Annotated in this window: 17 protein-coding genes; 7 read left to right on the top strand and 10 right to left on the bottom strand. The window is 62.9% G+C overall.

The genetic code is table 11. From position 1 onward, the window contains the following. Positions 1-94 precede the first annotated feature (94 nt). Positions 95-1,276 carry an acetyl-CoA C-acetyltransferase gene (locus tag ASD31_RS17100; protein WP_056336385.1) on the bottom strand — a complete coding sequence of 394 codons (1,182 nt, stop codon included), beginning with the start codon at positions 1,274-1,276 and terminating at the stop codon, positions 95-97. Between the two features lie 210 nt (positions 1,277-1,486). On the opposite strand from ASD31_RS17100, the gene phaR reads away from it, so the two are divergent. Next, positions 1,487-2,068, top strand: coding sequence for a polyhydroxyalkanoate synthesis repressor PhaR (gene phaR / locus ASD31_RS17095; RefSeq protein WP_056336382.1), 582 nt, complete (start codon positions 1,487-1,489; stop codon positions 2,066-2,068). 324 nt (positions 2,069-2,392) lie between these two features. Here the strand turns inward: phaR and ASD31_RS17090 are convergent, their stop codons facing one another. The 4 genes from ASD31_RS17090 to mtgA form a co-directional block, all read right to left on the bottom strand. Next, positions 2,393-2,800 (bottom strand): hypothetical protein, encoded by a 408-nt coding sequence (locus ASD31_RS17090; RefSeq protein ID WP_056336380.1) that lies wholly within the window; start codon positions 2,798-2,800, stop codon positions 2,393-2,395. A gap of 340 nt (positions 2,801-3,140) precedes the next feature. Next, positions 3,141-3,326 (bottom strand): 50S ribosomal protein L32, encoded by a 186-nt coding sequence (gene rpmF, locus ASD31_RS17085; protein ID WP_037097119.1) that lies wholly within the window; start codon positions 3,324-3,326, stop codon positions 3,141-3,143. A gap of 156 nt (positions 3,327-3,482) precedes the next feature. Beyond that, positions 3,483-4,130 (bottom strand): glutathione S-transferase family protein, encoded by a 648-nt coding sequence (locus ASD31_RS17080; RefSeq protein ID WP_056336377.1) that lies wholly within the window; start codon positions 4,128-4,130, stop codon positions 3,483-3,485. 78 nt (positions 4,131-4,208) lie between these two features. After that, positions 4,209-4,970 (bottom strand): monofunctional biosynthetic peptidoglycan transglycosylase, encoded by a 762-nt coding sequence (mtgA, locus tag ASD31_RS17075; protein WP_244483878.1) that lies wholly within the window; start codon positions 4,968-4,970, stop codon positions 4,209-4,211. Positions 4,971-5,120: 150 nt separating this feature from the next. On the opposite strand from mtgA, the gene ASD31_RS17070 reads away from it, so the two are divergent. After that, positions 5,121-6,035, top strand: a complete 915-nt coding sequence (locus tag ASD31_RS17070) for a polyprenyl synthetase family protein (RefSeq protein ID WP_056336370.1) — start codon at positions 5,121-5,123, stop codon at positions 6,033-6,035. A gap of 251 nt (positions 6,036-6,286) precedes the next feature. Beyond that, a complete protein-coding gene (locus tag ASD31_RS17065) occupies positions 6,287-6,928 on the top strand; it encodes a LysE family translocator (RefSeq protein WP_056336366.1) in 642 nt (213 codons plus the stop codon). A gap of 1 nt (position 6,929) precedes the next feature. Here the strand turns inward: ASD31_RS17065 and ispG are convergent, their stop codons facing one another. The 4 genes from ispG to ASD31_RS17045 form a co-directional block, all read right to left on the bottom strand. Then, positions 6,930-8,183: a flavodoxin-dependent (E)-4-hydroxy-3-methylbut-2-enyl-diphosphate synthase gene (ispG, locus tag ASD31_RS17060; RefSeq protein ID WP_056336362.1), complete on the bottom strand. Its 1,254-nt coding sequence runs from the start codon at positions 8,181-8,183 to the stop codon at positions 6,930-6,932. A gap of 117 nt (positions 8,184-8,300) precedes the next feature. Continuing rightward, positions 8,301-9,491, bottom strand: a complete 1,191-nt coding sequence (locus tag ASD31_RS17055) for an MFS transporter (protein WP_056336359.1) — start codon at positions 9,489-9,491, stop codon at positions 8,301-8,303. A 32-nt stretch (positions 9,492-9,523) separates the two neighbouring features. Next, positions 9,524-9,910: a VOC family protein gene (locus tag ASD31_RS17050; protein ID WP_056336356.1), complete on the bottom strand. Its 387-nt coding sequence runs from the start codon at positions 9,908-9,910 to the stop codon at positions 9,524-9,526. Further along, entirely contained in the window at positions 9,907-10,686 is a 780-nt protein-coding gene (locus tag ASD31_RS17045; protein ID WP_056336354.1) for a DeoR/GlpR family DNA-binding transcription regulator, read from the bottom strand. The genes ASD31_RS17050 and ASD31_RS17045 overlap by 4 nt, the downstream gene beginning before the upstream one ends. Before the next feature lie 297 nt (positions 10,687-10,983). On the opposite strand from ASD31_RS17045, the gene ASD31_RS17040 reads away from it, so the two are divergent. The 3 genes from ASD31_RS17040 (at position 10,984) to ASD31_RS17030 (ending at position 13,499) form a co-directional block, all read left to right on the top strand. Continuing rightward, the gene (locus tag ASD31_RS17040) at positions 10,984-11,760 is read left to right on the top strand and encodes an amino acid ABC transporter substrate-binding protein (protein ID WP_056336351.1); all 777 of its coding nucleotides are present in this window, start codon (positions 10,984-10,986) and stop codon (positions 11,758-11,760) included. A gap of 300 nt (positions 11,761-12,060) precedes the next feature. Continuing rightward, positions 12,061-12,741: an amino acid ABC transporter permease gene (locus tag ASD31_RS17035; RefSeq protein ID WP_056337206.1), complete on the top strand. Its 681-nt coding sequence runs from the start codon at positions 12,061-12,063 to the stop codon at positions 12,739-12,741. After that, on the top strand, positions 12,738-13,499 hold the full coding sequence (locus ASD31_RS17030) for an amino acid ABC transporter ATP-binding protein (protein ID WP_056336349.1): 762 nt from the start codon (positions 12,738-12,740) through the stop codon (positions 13,497-13,499). The genes ASD31_RS17035 and ASD31_RS17030 overlap by 4 nt, the downstream gene beginning before the upstream one ends. Positions 13,500-13,648: 149 nt before the next feature. Here ASD31_RS17030 and pyc read toward each other — a convergent pair whose 3' ends face one another. After that, positions 13,649-17,107, bottom strand: coding sequence for a pyruvate carboxylase (gene pyc / locus ASD31_RS17025; protein WP_056336346.1), 3,459 nt, complete (start codon positions 17,105-17,107; stop codon positions 13,649-13,651). A gap of 582 nt (positions 17,108-17,689) precedes the next feature. Between pyc and ASD31_RS17020 the strand changes: the two genes are divergently transcribed. Beyond that, positions 17,690-19,447 carry a glucan ABC transporter ATP-binding protein/ permease gene (locus ASD31_RS17020; protein ID WP_056336342.1) on the top strand — a complete coding sequence of 586 codons (1,758 nt, stop codon included), beginning with the start codon at positions 17,690-17,692 and terminating at the stop codon, positions 19,445-19,447. The last annotated feature ends 53 nt before the right edge of the window (positions 19,448-19,500 follow it).

The following is a 19,500-nucleotide window of genomic DNA, read 5'->3' as shown; positions in this document are numbered from 1 at the left end:
TGCCTTGCGTGAGAGCGTAAATAGAGTTCCACGGACTTGCCGTGAAAACCGCCCCGGCCTCGAGAGCCGGGACCATTTGATCAGGTGGCGAGCCTCAGAGCCGCTCGACGCACATGGCGACACCCATGCCGCCGCCGATGCACAGCGTCGCCAGTCCCTTGGAAACGCCGCGCCGCTTCATTTCGAACAGAAGCGTATTGAGCACACGGGCGCCCGAAGCCCCGATCGGATGGCCGATGGCGATCGCGCCGCCATTGACGTTGACGATCGAGGTATCCCAGCCGAGATCCCTGTTGACCGCGCAGGCCTGCGCGGCAAAGGCCTCGTTGGCCTCGACCAGTTCGATATCGCCGACCGACCAGCCGGCCTTTTCCAGCGCCTTGCGCGAGGCCGGGATCGGCCCCGTGCCCATGACCTGCGGATCGACGCCGGCGGTTGCCCAGGAGACGATGCGGGCGAGCGGCTGGATGCCGCGGCGCGCTGCTTCCGCCTCGCTCATCAGGAGGGTCGCGGCGGCGCCATCATTGAGCCCCGAGGCATTGGCGGCAGTAACGGTGCCTTCCTTGTCGAAGGCCGGGCGCAGCTTGGTCATCGACTCCAGCGTGGCGCCATGGCGGATATATTCGTCCTGGTCGACCACGACATCGCCCTTGCGGGTCTTGACGGTGAAGGCGATGATCTCGTCGGCAAAGCGGCCGGCCTTCTGGGCGGCTTCCGCCTTGTTCTGCGAACCGAGCGCGAACTGGTCCTGCTCCTCGCGTGTCAGCTGCCATTTGCGGGCGACATTCTCGGCGGTCGTGCCCATGTGATAGCCGTAGAAGGCATCGGTCAGGCCGTCCTTGATCATGGTATCGACCATCTTGAGGTCGCCCATCTTCACGCCGCCGCGCAAGTGCGCGCAATGCGGCGCCATCGACATGGATTCCATGCCGCCGGCCACGATGATCTTCGCATCGCCGGTGGCGATCTGCTGCATGCCGAGCGCCACCGCCCGCAGGCCGGAACCGCAGAGCTGGTTCATGCCCCAGGCCGTCGCCTCCTGCGGCAGGCCGGCCTTCATCGCCGCCTGGCGGGCGGGGTTCTGGCCCTCGCCGGCCGACAGCACCTGGCCGAGGATCACTTCGTCGACCTCGCCGGCCTCGACGCCGGCCCGCTCGAGCACGCCCTTGATGACGGCGGCGCCGAGCTCATGCGCGGGCGTATTGGCAAAGGCGCCGTTGAACGACCCGACAGCGGTGCGCGCCGCGCTGGCGATGACGATGGAGGGAGTGCTCATCAGAAAGTCCTCGTTCTTTTCGCAATTGCGGCAGACTGGCAAAGCTCACAGCGCAAGTCAAACGCCATGATGCGCCCAGGCTCGGCAATTGCGGCGGCAGACGAATTCCGCAACTGCGTCGTCGCGCCGCACAAAGAGATTGTCAGGAGCGGTTTTTTGCGGCTACTCTGAAAAACATAACAAAGTCGGGAGCATGGGGAGGAGACCCAGATGGCAAAGAACGACGGTCAGATCGTCATAAAAAAATATGCGAACCGGCGGCTCTACAATACCGGGACCAGCACCTATGTGACGCTCGACGACCTCGCGGTGATGGTGAAGAAGGGCGAGGAATTCACCGTCCAGGACGCGAAGTCAGGCGACGACATCACCCATTCGGTGCTAACCCAGATCATCTTCGAGCAGGAATCCAAGACCGGCAACACGCTCCTGCCGATCTCCTTCCTGCGCCAACTGATCTCGTTCTACGGCGACCAGATGCAGATGGTCGTGCCGAGCTATCTCGAACATTCCATGCAGGCCTTCACCGACCAGCAGGTGCAGATGCGCGAACAGATCAACAAGGCCTTCGGCGATACGCCGCTCGGCAAGAATCTTTCGGTTCCGCTGCAACTTGTGGAGGAACAGGTCAAACGCAACACCGACCTCTTCAACCAGGCCATGCAGATGTTCTCGCCCTTCATGGCGGCAGCCCCTGCCGCCAAGGAGCCGCGCAAGGCCGAGGCAAAGGACATCGACGAATTGAAGCAGCAACTTCGCGCGCTGCAGACCAAGCTGGAGAATCTGGGGTAAGGGGCGTTTGCGCCGGAGGCCCCGTACCTGAGGCTTCACGCCCAAAGGCAGGCCAATGCACAGGAGCTTCGGCTTGCTCCCTCTTCTCCCCGGCGGGGAGAAGGTGGCGCGAAGCGCCGGATGAGGGGGCCGAAGGCAACGTCTTCGGCTCCGGCTTCGCCGAAGCCCCCTCATCGCCTCGCCATCGCTCGGCACTTCTCCCCGCCGGGGAGAAAAGGGAGGTTGTTGCGCGCTCTTCCAATCCACATGCAATTGTCTTGCCTTAGGGAGATGTAATATCGCCAGAGGTGAACTCTCCTCATGCACCCAGCTGGCGAAAGATCATCACAGCCCGATCGCCACGTCCCGCCCGGCAGTGCGCATGGAGACGGAGAAGCCGGCGATCACGTCGATGAACGAGATCGTCATCAGGATGAAGAAGACATGCGTCGCGGCATTGGCGACGAGCAGGAACTCCACCAGGAAGACGACGAACAGCACCATCGACAGGAGATGGTCCATCAGCGCCTTGGAACTGATGCGGGTGGCTTTCAGAATCTCGACGAAGAGCAGCATGAGCGCGGTGACGATCAGGAGATCGCCGACATCCATGGTCCAGACCGCTCCGGACAGCATCGTCATCGACATGACGGTGTCTTCGAAAACCGCAACCCCACCGCTTCCCAGAATGCCCATCATTCCCAGATTGTAGAGAATGAAAGGCAGGATCAGCAAAGGAATGGCGGCGATCATCGGCAAGCTCCAATTTGGCGCGCCCGGCTTCTTTGGACATCCGGACGGCAGGCGAGTGTGGCCTACGGCATCCATGGGGTCAAGAAAACGGCGTTGGGATCCACCTCCGCTTGAAGGCCCCTCATCCGCCCTGTCGGGCACCTTCTCCCCGTTTTAACGGGGAGAAGGAATGTGCGGCACGCTCCACAGAAATCCCCTCTCCCCGCCTGCGGGGAGAGGGTTAGGGTGAGGGGCCGTTTGCTCAAGAGGCGGAACCAGCGACGAGAAGCGTGAATTCGAACAAACGCAAAAAGGGCCGGCTTTCGCCGACCCTTAAAAATTTGCCTGACGGCAGGCCTGATTAGGCGCTTGCCTTCGGGGTCAGGACCTGGCGACCGCGATACATGCCGGTCTTCAGGTCGATGTGGTGCGGGCGACGCAGTTCGCCGGAATTCTTGTCTTCGATATAGGTCGGCGTCTTCAACGCGTCAGCGGAGCGGCGCATGCCACGCTTGGACGGGCTTGTTTTTCTTTTAGGTACAGCCATTTCATACTCCACTTATCGGGCAAACTCTGTTTCACGCCCAGACCGGTGGCCGGGAAAAACAGGTGTCAATCTTCGAATTTGCCGGGCTTATACATGCCCCACAGGGGTTTGACCAGTCCCCGCCGCCATTTTTTCGCGAAGAGGCGGCTGAGAGGCTCAGACCTCGTCCTCCGGCACGATCCAGCTCTCCGCAAGCGCCGCTTCCTGCCATTTGCGGAAGGCCGGATGGGTCTTGACCGCATCCATATATTCGAGCGAGCCCGGATTGCGGGTGAGGTCGTAAATCTCGAACCGGTTGACGACCGGGGCGAACATGGCATCGACGGCTGAGAAGCGTCCGAACAGGAACGGACCGCCGGAGCGCGCGACCGCCTCGCGCCAGATCGTCTCGATCCGCGCGACATCCTCCATGACGCCCTCGGGAAGGTCGATCGCCCGCTTTTCGCGGCGGATATTCATCGGGCAGGCGCTGCGCAGAGCGCGGAAGCCGGACAGCATCTCCATGGAATAGCTGCGCGCCGCCGCCCGCTCGCTGCGATCCTGCGGCCAGAGGCCCGCCTGCGGATAGAGTTCCGCGGCATATTCGATAATCGCCAGCGATTCCCAGACGCGGATATCGCCATGCTCCAGGACGGGCACGCGACCGGTCGGCGAAATATCCCTGATCTTCGGATTACCGGCTGCAAAATCGAAGGGTATGACGACATCCTCGAATTCGATGCCGCAGGCTTCCAGCGCAAGCCAGGGCCGGAACGACCAGGACGAATAGTTCTTGTTGCCGACATAGAGGGTAAGTTTGCTCACCGGTCTTCTCCGATCCCATGGATAGAAGCCCTGCTATAGACGAGCGGCTGCGATCAGGGCCAATGAAAAGGCCTGATCCTACTCATAAAGGCATTTGATATATTCGCCCGAACGGCCGGCGCGCCGCTCGATCGTGGTGGCCAGCCGGCGCAGGCCGCGGCCCGGCTTGCCGGCATTGCGTTCCAGCGGATTGGGCAGGGAGACCGCAAGCAGCGCCGCCTGCCGGCGCGTCAGCTTGGAGGCCGGCACGCCGAAATGATGAAGGGCAGCCGCTTCGGCGCCGTAGATCCCGGGGCCCCATTCGGCAATGTTGAGATAGAGCTCCATCATCCGCCGCTTGCTCCAGACGAAATCGGCAACCAGCGCCAGCGGCAGTTCCATCGCCTTGCGCACGAATGAGCGGCCGTTCCATAAAAACAGGTTCTTGGCAGTCTGCATCGCGATGGTGGAAGCGCCGCGGGTGGATTCACCCTCCAGCGCATCATTGACCACGCCGCGCATCTGCACCCAGTCGATGCCGGCATGTCTGCAGAACTGCCCGTCTTCCGACATCATCACCGATTGCACCAGATGCGGCGAAATCTCGTCGAAGGACACCCATTGCCGGTCATAGCCGCGCAGGAGCGCCAGGTCGCGCAGCATCAGCGTCGAGACGGGATGGATGAAACCCGGCACATAGAGGAGGATCAGCACATAGGGCAGGACAAGGACGGCGAGAACCGCCATGACCAGCTGGCGCCAGCGCCGGTAAAGAGCCGGCATCCATCCCCCCGAACGGCTGCGCCGCGCAGCGCTTGACGCCACGTCTTCCCCCTCCCGCGTTTCCGGTACGATATCCACCCTTTGAAAGGCCCGCCTGATGATCCCTGATGTCTCTTAGAGCAAGAGCGCGGAAAACTGAACGGTTTTCATGGGCTTTGTCCCTCGGCTCCGCACCCGCGCCGGAGAATCCCGTTGCCTCCGGCTTTGCTCTCATGCCAAACAGCGCGCATGAGCGAAACATCCGAACCCTTCCTGGCCCGCCTGAAAGCGAGCGCCTTGGCCATCGAGGCCTGCCTTGCCGACATCCTGCGGGAAGAGCCGGCGGCCGGCGAAACCCTCCGGCCGGCGCCGCTGCTGGCCGCCATGCGCCATGGGCTGCTGAACGGCGGCAAGCGGCTGCGCCCCTTTTTGGTGATGGAAAGCGCTGCCTTTCTCGGCGGCGACCGCCAGGCCGCCCTGCGTATCGGCGCGGCGCTCGAATGCGTTCACAGCTATTCCCTGGTCCATGACGACCTGCCGGCCATGGACGACGACGATCTCAGGCGCGGCCAGCCGACGGTGCATATCGCCTATGGCGAGGCCAATGCGATCCTTGCCGGCGACAGCCTGCTAACGCTTGCCTTCGACATCATCGCCGCGCCGGAAACCCCGCTTGCCGACGGGCAGAAAATCGAGCTGGTGCTGGCGCTGGCGCGGGCCGCCGGCATCGGCGGCATGGCGGGCGGACAGGCGCTCGATCTCGCGGCCGAAAACTCGACGCTGGATGAGACGGAGATCGTAACCCTGCAGGCGATGAAGACCGGTGCGCTGATCCGTTTCGCCTGCGAAGCCGGTGCGATCATCGCCGGCAGCGATGACGGACAGCGAAAGCTGATGCGCAGCTACGGCGAAAAGATCGGCCTTGCCTTCCAGCTTGCCGACGACCTGCTCGACCTGACGGCCGACGCAAAAACCATGGGCAAGGCCACCGGCAAGGACGCCGCGCGCGGCAAGGGCACGCTGGTCTCTCTGCGCGGCCAGGCCTGGGCGGAAAGCGAACTGACGCGGCTTGTGGAAGAGGCCGCCGCATTGCTCGCGCCCTTTGGCGACCGTGCGGACATCCTCAACGAAACAGCGCGTTTCGTGGCCGATCGGAGCCATTGAGGGCTTGCATCCGGAGTTCAGAGGCCCCTCACCCTAGCCCTCTCCCCGCAGGCGGGGAGAGGGGACAATCGTGGTTGCCGCATCTCCCTTCTCCCCGCGCGCGGGGAGAAGGTGCCCGAAGGGCGGATGAGGGGCGCTCGCGTCGGAAATATTTAGAGCGCTTGCCGGAATTGTCACCGCGACAAGATCGGGATTTTCTTTGCCGACCGAGCCTGCAAGAGTGCCGCCAGCGCCTCCGACGGAACCAGCCGATGACCTCCTTTCTTCCCTACCTGCCGCAGCTGATGGTCGCCTGGGGCGCCTATCTGATTGCCACCGCTTCGCCGGGGCCGGCGGTGCTGGCGATCATCGGCACATCGGTCAGCCGAGGGCGCAGCGCCGGCATGGCGCTGGCGCTGGGCGTGCTGACGGGCTCCTATATCTGGGCGATGCTGGCGGCAGCGGGGCTTTCGGCGCTGATCCGCTCCTATGGCCAGGCACTGGTGGCGCTGAAGATCGCCGGCGCCCTCTATTTGTTCTGGCTCGCCTTCAATGCGCTGAAGGCGGCGCTGCGCAAGGAGCCGCCGAATGCCGCGTCGACGCGGGACATCAGGCCTTCGCTGCGCCGGTTCTACTTGAAGGGGCTCGGTATCCACCTCACCAATCCCAAGGCGGTGTTCGCCTGGATCATGCTCGTTTCGCTCGGTATGCCGAAACAGGCGCCGGCCGGCACCATGGCGGTGCTAATCGCCGGCTGCATGGTGCTGGGCATTCTGGTCTTCACTGGCTTTGCGCTGCTGTTTTCGCTGGCGCCGGTCAACCGGGCCTATCTGAAGGCGCGCCGCTGGATCGAGGGGGCGATGGCCGGCTTCTTCGCCTTTGCGGGGTTCAGCCTGCTAACGGCCCGGCTCTAGCCTATTCCGCCGCCGCCTGGCCGTTACCGAATCGTTTTTCGATATAGTCGGCGACCAGCGCCTCGAAATCGCCGGCGATATTGGTGCCGCGGATGGTCAGCGCCTTCTTGCCGTCGATATAGACCGGGGCTGCCGGAAGCTCGCCGGTGCCGGGCAGAGAAATACCGATATCGGCATGCTTGCTTTCGCCGGGGCCATTGACGATGCAGCCCATGACGGCGACCTTCAGGCCCTCGACGCCCGGATATTTCTCGCGCCAGACCGGCATGTTGCGGCGAATGTCGCCCTCGATCTTCTGGGCCAGCTCCTGGAACACCGTGGAGGTGGTGCGGCCGCAACCCGGACAGGCGGCGACGACCGGGATAAACTGGCGGAACCCCATGACCTGCAGCAGTTCCTGCGCCACCTGTACTTCGCGGGTGCGGTCGCCGCCGGGCTCGGGCGTCAGCGAAATCCGGATCGTATCGCCGATCCCCTGCTGCATCAGGATACCGAGCGAGGCGGCTGAGGAAACGATGCCCTTGGAGCCCATGCCGGCCTCGGTCAAGCCCAGATGAAGCGCATGGTTTGAGCGGGCCGACAACATTGCATAGCAGGCGATCAGATCCTGGACATTGGACACCTTGGCCGAGAGGATAATGCGGTTGCGCGGCAGGCCGATCTCCTCGGCCAGTTCCGCCGAAATCAGCGCCGATTGGACGATGGTCTCGCGCATCACCTGCTGCGCCGTCAGCGGAAAACCCCTCGCCTGGTTGTCGTCCATCAGCCGCGTCAGCAATTCCTGGTCGAGCGAGCCCCAGTTGACGCCGATGCGCACCGGCTTGTCGAACTGGATGGCGCGCTCGATGATCTCGGCGAAATGCTTGTCCTTCTTGGCCTTGAAGCCGACATTGCCGGGATTGATGCGGTATTTGGCCAGCGCCTCGGCGCAAGCCGGATGGTCGGCAAGCAGCTTGTGGCCGATATAGTGGAAATCGCCGATCAGCGGCACGTCGAGCCCGAGACGTTCCAGCCGCTCGCGGATTTTCGGCACGGCGGCGGCACTCTCGTCGCGATCGACGGTGATGCGTACCAGTTCGGAACCGGCCCGGTGGAGGGCGGCGACCTGCGCGACCGTGGCGTCGATATCGGCGGTATCGGTGTTGGTCATCGACTGGACGACGACCGGTGCCGAACCGCCGACGATCACGCCGCCGACATCGACGGCGACCGAGGCGCGGCGCGGCTGCGGTTCAAAATCGAAGGCAGAAGACATGGTGGCCCCTTGATCGTCCTGTCCTGGCGCGTGCGGTATGTTCCTCAGGTGGAGGAGGAACGCCGCGATGTCAACGGCAAGAGCAGCGGTTGACGGCGATTTGATGACCGCCGCGCCTCAATGCTTCGGATCCGCATGGACGGCGTGGTGCGACAGGAGGAGCACGACGATGAACAGGATCGGCACGCAGGTGAAGACGATCGAGAAGCCGGTATGTTCGGCGACGAAGCCGATCAGCGACGGCGCGAACAGCATGCCGGAATAGCCCATGAAGGTGGCGACTGACAGGCCGATGCCCGGCGCCAACCCCGGCATGTTGCCAGCGGCGGAAAAGGCGATCGGCACCATGTTGGAAATGCCGATACCGGCGAGCGCGAAGCCGAAGATCGCCAGCCCCGCATTGGGCGCGAGCCCGGCCAGCACGAGCCCGACCAGCGCCGTCAGCGTGCTGATCCGCAAGGTTTTCACGCCGCCGAACCGGTCGCGCACATGATCGCCGGCAAACCGCATGATCGCCATGGTGGCCGAGAAGGCCGCAAAGCCGAAGCCGGACAGGGCAACCGAGGCGCCGAGTTCGTTGCGCAGATAGAGCGCGCCCCAATCGAGAACCGTGCCTTCCGGCACCATGGAAAACAGCGCCACCAGGCCAATCAGCCATGGCAGGGGGTTCGTCGGCAGCCGCAGCTTTTCCTTGGCGGCGCTCGGATGCGGATGATCGGCAAGGATCATCGGCCAGGCGAAGGCGAGCACGGCAAGGCAGAACAGGGTGACGAAAACGGCATGCGGCAACACGCCGAACCATGCCATCATCAGGCCGCCACTTGCCGCGCCGATCAGGCCGCCGAGGCTCCAATAGGCATGGCAGGACGACATGATCGCCCGCCGCATGGATTTTTCCACCTCGACCGCATTGGCGTTCATCGCCACATCCATGGCGCCGACGAAGCCGCCGAGCAGGAACAGGGCGGCGGCCGATGTCCACACATTGGGCATCAGCGTCAGGAGAAGAAGCAGCGGCGAGAGAAGTATCGCAGTAACCTTCACCACCTTTTGCGAGCCGAGCCTGGCTATAAAACCGCCGGCGATCGGCATCAGCACCAGCGAACCGACGCCGAAGACAAGGATCAGCAGCCCGAGCACGCTTTCGCCGACGCCGAGCTTCTCCTTGAATTCCGGGATTTTGGGCGCCCAGCTGCCCGTGACGAAGCCGTTCATCAGAAACAGCAGCGAGACCGCCAGCCTAGTTTTCGGCATATAGGGCTGCCGGGCGGTGGCGCCTTGCGGCGGGGCGATAGGGTGCTGGTCCATGGTCATTTCCTGTTTCGGCCGCTTGGCCGGTATCAAGCCGTGATTTCGATGAGATTGCCGTCGGGATCGCGCAACACCGCCTCGTAGAAGCCGTCGCCCGTCATCCGTGCCGGCGAGACGAGAATACCGCGTTCCTGGGCCTGCGCGGCCATGGCATCGACGGCGGATTTGCTGCCGAGAGACAGCGCCAGATGCGCATAGCCTGCCCTCTCCTCCAGATCCTGGCCGGCTTCGGCAATCCAGGGACCTTGCATGATCTCGATTTCCGGCCCTTCGGCCAGCCTCAGGAAGCGCGAGGAAAAACCCGGCCGACGGCGGCTTTCATAGAGATCGCCGACCACGGCGCCGAAGGTCTCGGCCCAGAAGGTGCAGAGCCGGTCGAGATTGCTGGTCCAGAGCGCGATATGGGCAATCTTCATGGGTGGGCCTTTCGTGCATGGGCGATGGTGATGCCGGCCGTTTCGAACGGACGTGTCACGTCGGCGGGCGCATCATGCTCGAAGACGAGGGCCGCGCATCCGGTGGCCGCGACCACCCGGTGCGGCGCCGACGTGCCGAGCTTGTCGTTGGTGACGGCGGCCAGCACGGCACTGCTGCCGCGGGCAACGAAGCGTTTGAATTCGGCATCCTCGTATTCGAACACGGTCAGCCCGGCATCGATATCGGCGCCGCAGGTTCCGAGCAGGCAAAGGTCGGGCCGGAGCGTCTCGATATCGCGCTGCGCCTTGGCGCCGATCGCGGCCCCCACGCGCCGGTCGACGCGACCGCCGACGAGGATGAGGTCGATTTCCGGCTTTTCCACCAGCACCGTTGCGATCAGCGGCGTATTGGTCACCGCCGTCAGGGCGAGATCGTCGGGAAGCGCCCGGGCGATCGCCAGATTGGTGGAGCCGGCATCGAAAAAGACCGTCGAACCCGGCTTGATGAAGGCAAGCGCGGCCAGGGCGAGTGCAGCCTTGCGCTCCGGCGCCTCGCCCATTCGCCGGGCGAAGGTTCCGCCCGGCGCCACCGGCAGCGCGCCACCATAGACCCGCTCGCACAGGCCGGCGGCGGCAAGCTCGCGCAGGTCCCGGCGGATCGTATCCTCGGACACGGAAAATTCCTGCGCCAGATCGGCAGCAAGTACCCGCCCGGACTGGCGAAGCCTGTCCTGGATCAGATTCTGTCTTTGCCGCAACAATAGATCAGGCTGCATAAAATCTCTAACGTGCATAAACGTGCATAAACGGACAAAAATATGCATAAAGGATTCGGTTCCGGTTTGAAAGCGAATTCGGGCAATTGCCTGCGGTGGAACAATTCGGCAAAAAATCCTATGCCACTGCTTGATTTTGGCCCCGATTGGCCGAATTTCCGTCCAAACGGCTGAAATTGAGAAAGATCTTCGCTGTTGTCTTGTGCAATTGAAGTTTTGTGCGCTGTCGCCCCGCAGGCCATATGCGATTGTCCCTTCACCGGCAGACGAGCCGGACAAAAAGATGGAAAAAACACGATGAAATGGGTTCCCACACTTCTTGCCGCCGCCGCTTTCGCGCAGCTTGTCTCCTTCGGCACTGCCCAGGCAGGCTCCAATCTCGAAGAGGTCAAGGCGGCCGGCGCGTTGAAGATCGGCACGGAAGGCACCTATGCGCCCTTCACCTATCACGATGAAAGCGGCAAGCTTGTCGGCTTCGACGTCGAGATCGGCGAGGCCGTTGCCGAGAAGCTCGGCGTCAAGGCGGAATTCCTCGAAGGCAAGTGGGACGGACTGATCGCCGGCCTCGATGCCAACCGTTACGATACCGTCATCAACCAGGTTGGCATTACCGAGGAACGCAAGAAGAAATACGATTTCTCCGAGCCCTATATCGCCTCCAAGGCCGTCTTGATCGTCAAGGCCGACAATGAGGACATCAAGGATTTTGCCGACCTCAAGGGCAAGAATTCCGCCCAGTCGCTGACGAGCAATTTCGGCAAGCTGGCGCAGGCCTCGGGTGCCGAACTGGTGGGCACCGACGGCTTCGACCAGTCGATCCAGCTGGTACTGACCGGCCGCGCCGATGCGACGATCAACGACAGCCTGTCCTTCCTCGACTTCAAGAAGAAGAAGCCGGATGCGCCTGTGAAGATCGCCGCCGAAAAGCCCGACGCCGATCATTCCGGCATCATCATCCGCAAGGGTGAGCCGGAGCTTCTGGAAGCGATCAACAAGGCGCTGGCCGACATCAAGGCCGACGGCACCTATGACACGATCTCGCAGAAATATTTCGGCGCCGACGTTTCGAAGTAAGTCAGTTTCCGCTTACCGCGTTGCTGCCCCTCATCCGCCCTTCGGGCACCTTCTCCCCGTCATGACGGGGAGAAGGACCAGGTGGCGAACTCTCTAAAAAGTCCCCTCTCCCCGTGCGCGGGGAGAGGGCTAGGGTGAGGGGCTGTTTGCGAACCGAGAACAACCGACTGCGCAAATCCGAATTCGTCGAAGATTATCCTGACCGCCTATTCACGCTGTTCCACCGCGCGCCTGTCTGAACTATAAGTCATGATCCGTTCCGGCCTTCCGGAGCGGATCAATTATGTGAAAGGCCCGCCCGTGCCCCCCTGGCTTCAACTCATGCTCGATTCGCTCCAGCCGCTTCTCTGGGCGGGGCTGATCTTCACCATTCCGCTAACGCTCCTGTCCTTCGCGCTGGGCCTTGCGCTCGGTCTCCTGACGGCGGTGGTGCGCCTGTTCGCGCCCAAGCCCCTGGTGGCGGTGGCGCGTTTCTATGTCTGGGTGATCCGCGGAACACCGCTTCTGGTGCAGCTCTTCGTGATCTTCTACGGCCTGCCGAGCCTCGGCATCCTGCTCGATGCCTTTTCGGCGGCATTGATCGGCTTCACGCTGAATATCGGTGCCTATACGTCGGAAATCATCCGCGCCGTCATCTCCTCGGTGCCGCGCGGCCAGTGGGAAGCGGCCTATTCGATCGGCATGAGCTGGGGGCAGGCGATGCGCCGCACCATCCTGCCGCAGGCTTCGCGCGTCGCCATCCCGCCCCTGTCCAACACCTTCATCTCGCTGGTCAAGGACACCTCGCTTGCCGCCGCCATCACCGTGCCGGAACTGTTCCAGACGGCCCAGCGCATCGTCGCCACCACCTATGAGCCGCTGATCCTCTATATCGAGGCCGCGCTGATCTATCTGGCGCTGAGCTCGGTCCTCTCGGCGCTGCAGGTACGGCTCGAACGCCGCTTTTCCCGCTATGGCGGCTATCTGGAGGCGCGCACATGATCGAGCTTTCCCATCTCGAAAAGCGCTTCGGCGACAATGTCGTCCTGAAGGATATCAGCGTCACCATCGCCGAAGGCACGGTGACGGCGCTTGTGGGACCGTCCGGCGGCGGCAAGAGCACGATGCTGCGCTGCGTCAACCTCCTGGAAATCCCGACGGCCGGAACGATCCGGCTCGGCGAGGAGGAAATCAACTTCACGCCGGGCAAGAAGACCGGCTGGGAGGCGATCCAGCGCCTGCGCCGCCAGACCGGCATGGTCTTCCAGAATTTCCAGCTTTTCCCCCACCAGACGGCGATCGAGAACGTCATGGAAGGCCTGGTGACGGTGCTGAAATGGAAAAAGGACCGGGCGAGGGCCCGCGCGCTCGAACTCTTGGAAAAAGTCGGCATGGCGCACAAGGCCGATGCCTGGCCGGCGACGCTTTCGGGCGGACAGCAGCAGCGGGTGGCGATCGCCCGGGCGCTGGCGCCTTCGCCGCGCGTGCTTCTCTGCGACGAGCCCACATCGGCGCTCGATCCGGAACTGTCGGAAGAGGTCGTGGAGGTCTTGAGCCGGCTGGCGCGGGAGGGCACGACGATGATCATGGCGACCCACGACCTGCGCCTGGCTTCCAAGGTCGCCGACCAGGTCCTGTTCCTCGACGGCGGCCTGATCGTCGAAAGCGGCGCGCCGAGGTCGATTTTCCAGACGCCGGAGCGGGAGCGGACGAAGAAGTTCATATCATCGCTGAGCGCTGGGAATAGCTACGATATTTGAGGGGTGATAAGGACCGCGTTCGTGGAGAGTTTCACCCCCTCTGTCCATCCGGGACAGAGGGGGGTTAAGCGCGGCAAACTCCGAATCGGTCCCCTCATCCGGCCCTTCGGGCCACCTTCTCCCCGGCGGGGAGAAGGGAAGCAGGCGCTTCAGGCTCCAAACACCACCAACAGATCCTTCGCATCGATCTGGTCGCCGGTGCGGACCAGGACTTCGGCGATGGTGCCGTCCTTTTCGGCGTGGAGCGCCGTTTCCATCTTCATCGCTTCGATCGATAAGAGCACGTCGCCGGATTTCACCGACTGGCCGGCGGAAACCGAGACGGTGGAGATGACGCCGGGCATGGGGGCGCCGAGATGGGCGGCGTTGCCGGCTTCGGCCTTGCGGCGCACGGCGCTGGAGGCGCCGCGGTTGCGGTCAGGCACCTTGATCGGGCGCGGCTGGCCGTTAAGCTCGAAGAAGACCTTGACCATGCCTTTTTCGTCGATCTCGCCCTGGGTCTGGTTGAGAATGACGAGCGTCTTGCCCTTTTCCAGATCGGCGAACAATTCCTCGCCCGGCGCCATGCCATAGAAATAGGCTGGCGTCGGCAGCACGCTGACCGGCCCGTACATTTCACTAGCCTGGGCGTAATCGGTAAAGACCTTCGGATACATGAGGTAGGAGGCGAATTCGAAATCATCGACCTCACGCTCCAGCTTCTCCTCGATCACCAGGCGCTCTGCATCGAGATCGGCGGCCGGAAGCAGCGAGCCGGGACGCACCGTGTAGGGCGTCTCGCCCTTCAGGGCCTTCTTCTGCAGGATGTCCGGCCATCCGCCCGGGGGCTGGCCGAGATCGCCCTTCAGCATGGAGACGACCGATTCGGGGAAGGCGATGTCCTTTGCCGGGTTCTCGACATCGGCGACGGTCAGGTCCTGGCTCACCATCATCAGCGCCATGTCGCCGACCACCTTCGAGGATGGCGTCACCTTGACGATATCACCGAACATGCGGTTGGCATCGGCATAGGTCTGGGCGACCTGGTGCCAGCGGGTTTCGAGACCGAGCGAACGCGCCTGTTCCTTGAGATTGGTGAACTGGCCACCCGGCATTTCATGCAGGTAGACTTCCGAGGCAGGCCCCTTCAGGTCGCTTTCGAAGGCGGCATATTGGTGGCGCACGGCCTCCCAGTAGAAGGAGATGCGGCGGATCCATTCCGGATCGAGATCGGGATCGTGCTCGGTGCCGCGCAGAGCTTCGACGATCGATCCGAGGCAGGGCTGCGACGTGTTGCCCGACAGGGCGTCCATCGCCGCATCGACGACATCGACGCCCGCCTCGACAGCCGCAAGCACGGTGGCGGCGGCGATGCCGGACGTATCATGCGTGTGGAAATGGATCGGCAGGTCGGTCGCCTCGCGCAGCGCCTTGAAGAGCACGCGGGCCGCCGCCGGCTTCAGCAGGCCGGCCATGTCCTTGACAGCGATAATATGGGCGCCGGCCCTGTCGAGTTCGACGGCAAGGGCCGTGTAATATTTCAGGTCGTATTTCGGCCTTGCCGAATTGAGAATATCGCCGGTATAGCAGATCGCCGCCTCGCAGAGCTTGTTCTCCTCGGCCACCGCATCCATCGACACGCGCATGTTTTCCACCCAGTTCAGGCAGTCGAACACGCGGAACAGGTCGATGCCGCCTTTGGCCGCCTGGCGGACGAAATATTTCACCACATTGTCGGGATAGTTCTTGTAGCCGACGCCGTTGGCGCCGCGCAAAAGCATCTGCAGCAAAAGGTTGGGCGCATCCTCGCGCACCTTGGCCAACCGCTCCCACGGATCTTCGGTGAGGAAGCGCATGGAGACGTCGAAGGTGGCGCCGCCCCAGCATTCCAGTGAAAACAGGTTGGGCAGCGCGCGCGCATAGGTGCCGGCGATGCGCGCGATATCATAGGTGCGCATGCGGGTGGCGAGCAGCGACTGGTGGCCGTCGCGCATCGTCGTGTCGGTGATCAGGACGCGCTTTTGCGCCCGCATCCATTCGCCGAATTTCTTCGGACCGAGTTCGTCGAGCAATTGCCTCGTGCCCGGCTTGATCTCACCTGACGTGAAGGGCACGACCGGTGCGGCGATATCGTCCGACGGCATCGGGCGGCCCTTGGCCTCGGGATGGCCATTGACGGTGACGTCGGCGAGATAGGTCAGGAGCTTGGTGGCGCGGTCCTGGCGCTTGACCTGCTGGAACAGGTCCGGCGTCGTATCGATGAAACGGGTCGTATAGCTGTTGTCGCGGAATTTCTCGTGCGTGATGATCGCTTCGAGGAAGGTGAGATTGGTGGCGACGCCGCGGATACGGAATTCGCGCAACGCCCGATGCATGCGCTGGATCGCCTCCCCCGGGCTCGGTGCCCAGGCCGTGACCTTCTCCAGGAGCGGATCGTAGAAGCGGGTGATCACCGCGCCGGAATAGGCGGTGCCGCCATCGAGCCGAATACCGAAACCGGTGGCGCCGCGATAGGCGGTGATGCGGCCGTAATCGGGAATGAAATTCTGCTCCGGGTCTTCCGTAGTGATGCGGCACTGCAGCGCGTGGCCGTTGAGCCGGATATCCTCCTGTTTCGGGACGCCCGATTCCGGCGTGCCGATGGCGAAGCCGTCGAGGATGTGGATCTGCGCCTTGACGATATCGATGCCGGTGACGACCTCGGTGACCGTGTGCTCGACCTGGATACGCGGATTGACCTCGATGAAGTAGAACTTGCCGGTATCCATATCCATCAGATATTCGACCGTGCCCGCACCGATATAATTCGTCGCCTTGGCGATGCGGGTGGAATAGCCGGCCAGTTCCTGGCGCTGTCCCTCTGTCAGGTAAGGCGCCGGCGCGCGCTCGACGACCTTCTGGTTGCGGCGCTGGACCGAACAATCGCGCTCGAACAGATGCACGACATTGCCATGGGTATCGCCGAGCACCTGGCTTTCGACGTGCCGCGCGCGCTCCACCAGCTTTTCCAGATAGACCTCGTCCTTGCCGAAGGCGGCCATCGCCTCGCGCTTGGCCTCCGTCACCTCGCGGGCAAGATCCTTCGGATCGCGGATGGCGCGCATGCCGCGCCCGCCGCCGCCCCAGGAGGCTTTCAGCATGACCGGATAGCCGATCTCCTCGGCCATCCTTGCCACTTCGTCCATGTCGTCGGGGAGCGGCTCGGTGGCCGGAACGACCGGCACGCCGATCTCGATGGCGAGATTGCGCGCCGCGACCTTGTTGCCGAGCCTGCGCATCGTATCTCCGGTCGGGCCGATGAAGAGGATGCCGGCGGCCTTGCAGGCATCGACGAATTCCGGGCTTTCCGACAGGAGCCCATAACCGGGATGAATGGCGTCGGCGCCCGAAAGCTTGGCGACGCGGATTACCTCCTCGATCGACAGGTAGCTCTCGATCGGACCGAGGTCACGGGCGAGATGCGGTCCGCGCCCGACCTGGTAGCTTTCGTCCGCCTTGAAGCGGTGAAGCGCCAGCTTGTCCTCCTCCGCCCAGATCGCAACCGTTTTCAAACCCAGTTCGTTGGCCGCGCGAAACACGCGAATGGCAATTTCAGAACGGTTGGCGACAAGGATCTTGGATATGGGCAAGTCGGACTCCTCATGACTTGGAACGCGGCAATGCTGCACCGCGAAAACGACTATTAGCGTTTCACGAAAGGAAGTTCAATTTCAGAAGCGGCGCGAAATGGATCAGGAAGGCGCGTCGGACCGGCCGAGGCGGAGACCGCGTGAAAGGATCTTTTCCGGAATCCCGACCTGCCGCGAAACGACATGAATGTCCCGTTCAGCAGCCATTCATGTTGCCGACGCGATAATCCGAAACGTCAATAACGGTATCACCTATCACCGCATCCCCGGACGCTCCGCCAGATGCAACAGCAGACTATGGATAATCCCGCCAAGGCCTTTCTTCTACCTCCCCCTTCGACTTTGGCGCCCGCCACAAATGCTGTTTCGCACTGACGTTCGCCCGATAAATGTGGTGCCGGATGCTGAAACCAGAAGAAGGACAGATGAAACGAACCTGCGGTATTTCCTCATGATTGTAGAAGCAAATGGAAATGACTGCCCGGTACGAAACTTTTTCCTTCCAAGCCACTTATAACGCGATGCCAATGACAGTTTTGCTTTTCGTTGCACCGCAAACATCTGCCCATGAGGGATAAGACAGTGTCATTGTTCCAGGTTTATGCAAGAGCACTCCAGTATCTTGCCGTTCATAAGTTCCGCGTCTCGGCCATTGTGCTCGCCAACATTGTCCTGGCGGCCATAACGATTGCCGAGCCTATTCTCTTTGGCCGTATCATCGGTGCGATCTCGGACAAGCAGTCGGTCACGCCGATGCTCCTGATGTGGGCCGGCCTCGGCGTCTTCAACACGATCGCCTTCGTCCTGGTGGCCCGCGAGGCTGACCGGCTTGCCCATACGCGCCGCTCCACGCTGATCACAGAAGCCTTCGGTCGCATCATTTCGATGCCGCTTTCCTGGCATAGCCAGCGCGGCACCTCCAATGCGCTGCATACGCTTCTGCGCGCCTGCGAGACGCTGTTCGGTCTCTGGCTCGAATTCATGCGCCAGCATCTGGCCACCGCCGTGGCGCTGACCCTTCTCGTTCCCACCGCCTTTGCCATGGATGTGCGCCTGTCGCTGGTCCTCGTGGTCCTCGGTGTGCTCTATGTCGTCATCGGCAAGCTGGTGATGGCCCGCACCAAGGCCGGCCAGGCCTCGGTCGAGGATCATTACCACACGGTGTTTTCCCATGTTTCGGATTCGATCAGCAATGTTTCGGTGGTGCACAGCTACAACCGCATCGAGGCTGAAACCCGCGAGCTGAAGAATTTTACCCAGAAGCTGATCTCCGCCCAGCTGCCGGTTCTCGACTGGTGGGCGCTGGCCAGCGCGCTCAACCGCATGGCCTCGACCATCTCGATGATGGCCATCCTGGTGATCGGTACCTTTCTCGTCCAGAAGGGCGAGCTGGGCATCGGCGACGTCATTGCCTTTATCGGCTTTGCCGGCCTGCTGATCGGCCGCCTCGACCAGATGAAGGCCTTCGTGACGCAGATTTTCGAAGCCCGCGCCAAGCTGGAAGACTTCTTTGCGCTCGAGGATTCGGTCTGCGAGCGTGAGGAACCGGCCGATGCCGGCGAGCTTTCCCATGTGCGGGGCGAGGTCGAATTCCGCGATGTTTCGTTCAACTTCGCCAATTCGAACCAGGGCCTGAGCGACGTGTCGTTCACCGCCAAGGCCGGACAGACGATCGCCATCGTCGGCCCCACAGGCGCCGGCAAGACGACGCTGGTCAATCTGCTGCAGCGCGTCCACGAGCCGGCGGCCGGCAAGATCCTGATCGACGGCGTCGATATTTCCACCGTCACCCGCAAGTCGCTGCGCCGGTCGATCGCCACCGTGTTCCAGGACGCGGGCCTGCTCAACCGGTCGATCAGCGAGAATATCCGCCTTGGTCGCGACGATGCCTCCCTCGTCGAGGTTATGGAAGCGGCAGAGGCCGCCGCCGCCGCCGATTTCATCGAGAGCCGCCAGGGCGGCTACGACACGCGCGTCGGTGAGCGCGGCAACCGGCTGTCCGGCGGCGAGCGCCAGCGTATCGCCATTGCGAGGGCGATCCTGAAGAATGCGCCGATCCTGGTGCTCGACGAGGCGACCAGCGCGCTCGACGTGGAGACCGAGAACCGCGTCAAGGCGGCGATCGACAATCTGCGCCGCGACCGCACGACCTTCATCATCGCCCACCGGCTTTCGACGGTGCGCGAGGCCGATCTGGTGATCTTCATGGATCAGGGCCAGGTCGTCGAAATGGGCGGCTTCCAGGAGCTCAGCCAGAGCAATGGACGCTTCGCCTCCCTGCTGCGGGCAAGCGGCATCCTGACGGACGAGGATGTCCGCAAGAGCCGCGCCGCCGCCTGACCGAGCCAGGACCGAACGTTCAGAAGGCCTCGCCGTGCGCGAGGCCTTTTTTC

The sequence above is a fragment of the Rhizobium sp. Root482 genome, from assembly GCF_001426565.1.
Taxonomy (GTDB): domain Bacteria; phylum Pseudomonadota; class Alphaproteobacteria; order Rhizobiales; family Rhizobiaceae; genus Pararhizobium.
Note: the sequence above shows the minus strand (reverse complement) of the source record. Positions and strands in the feature narration are given on the sequence as shown.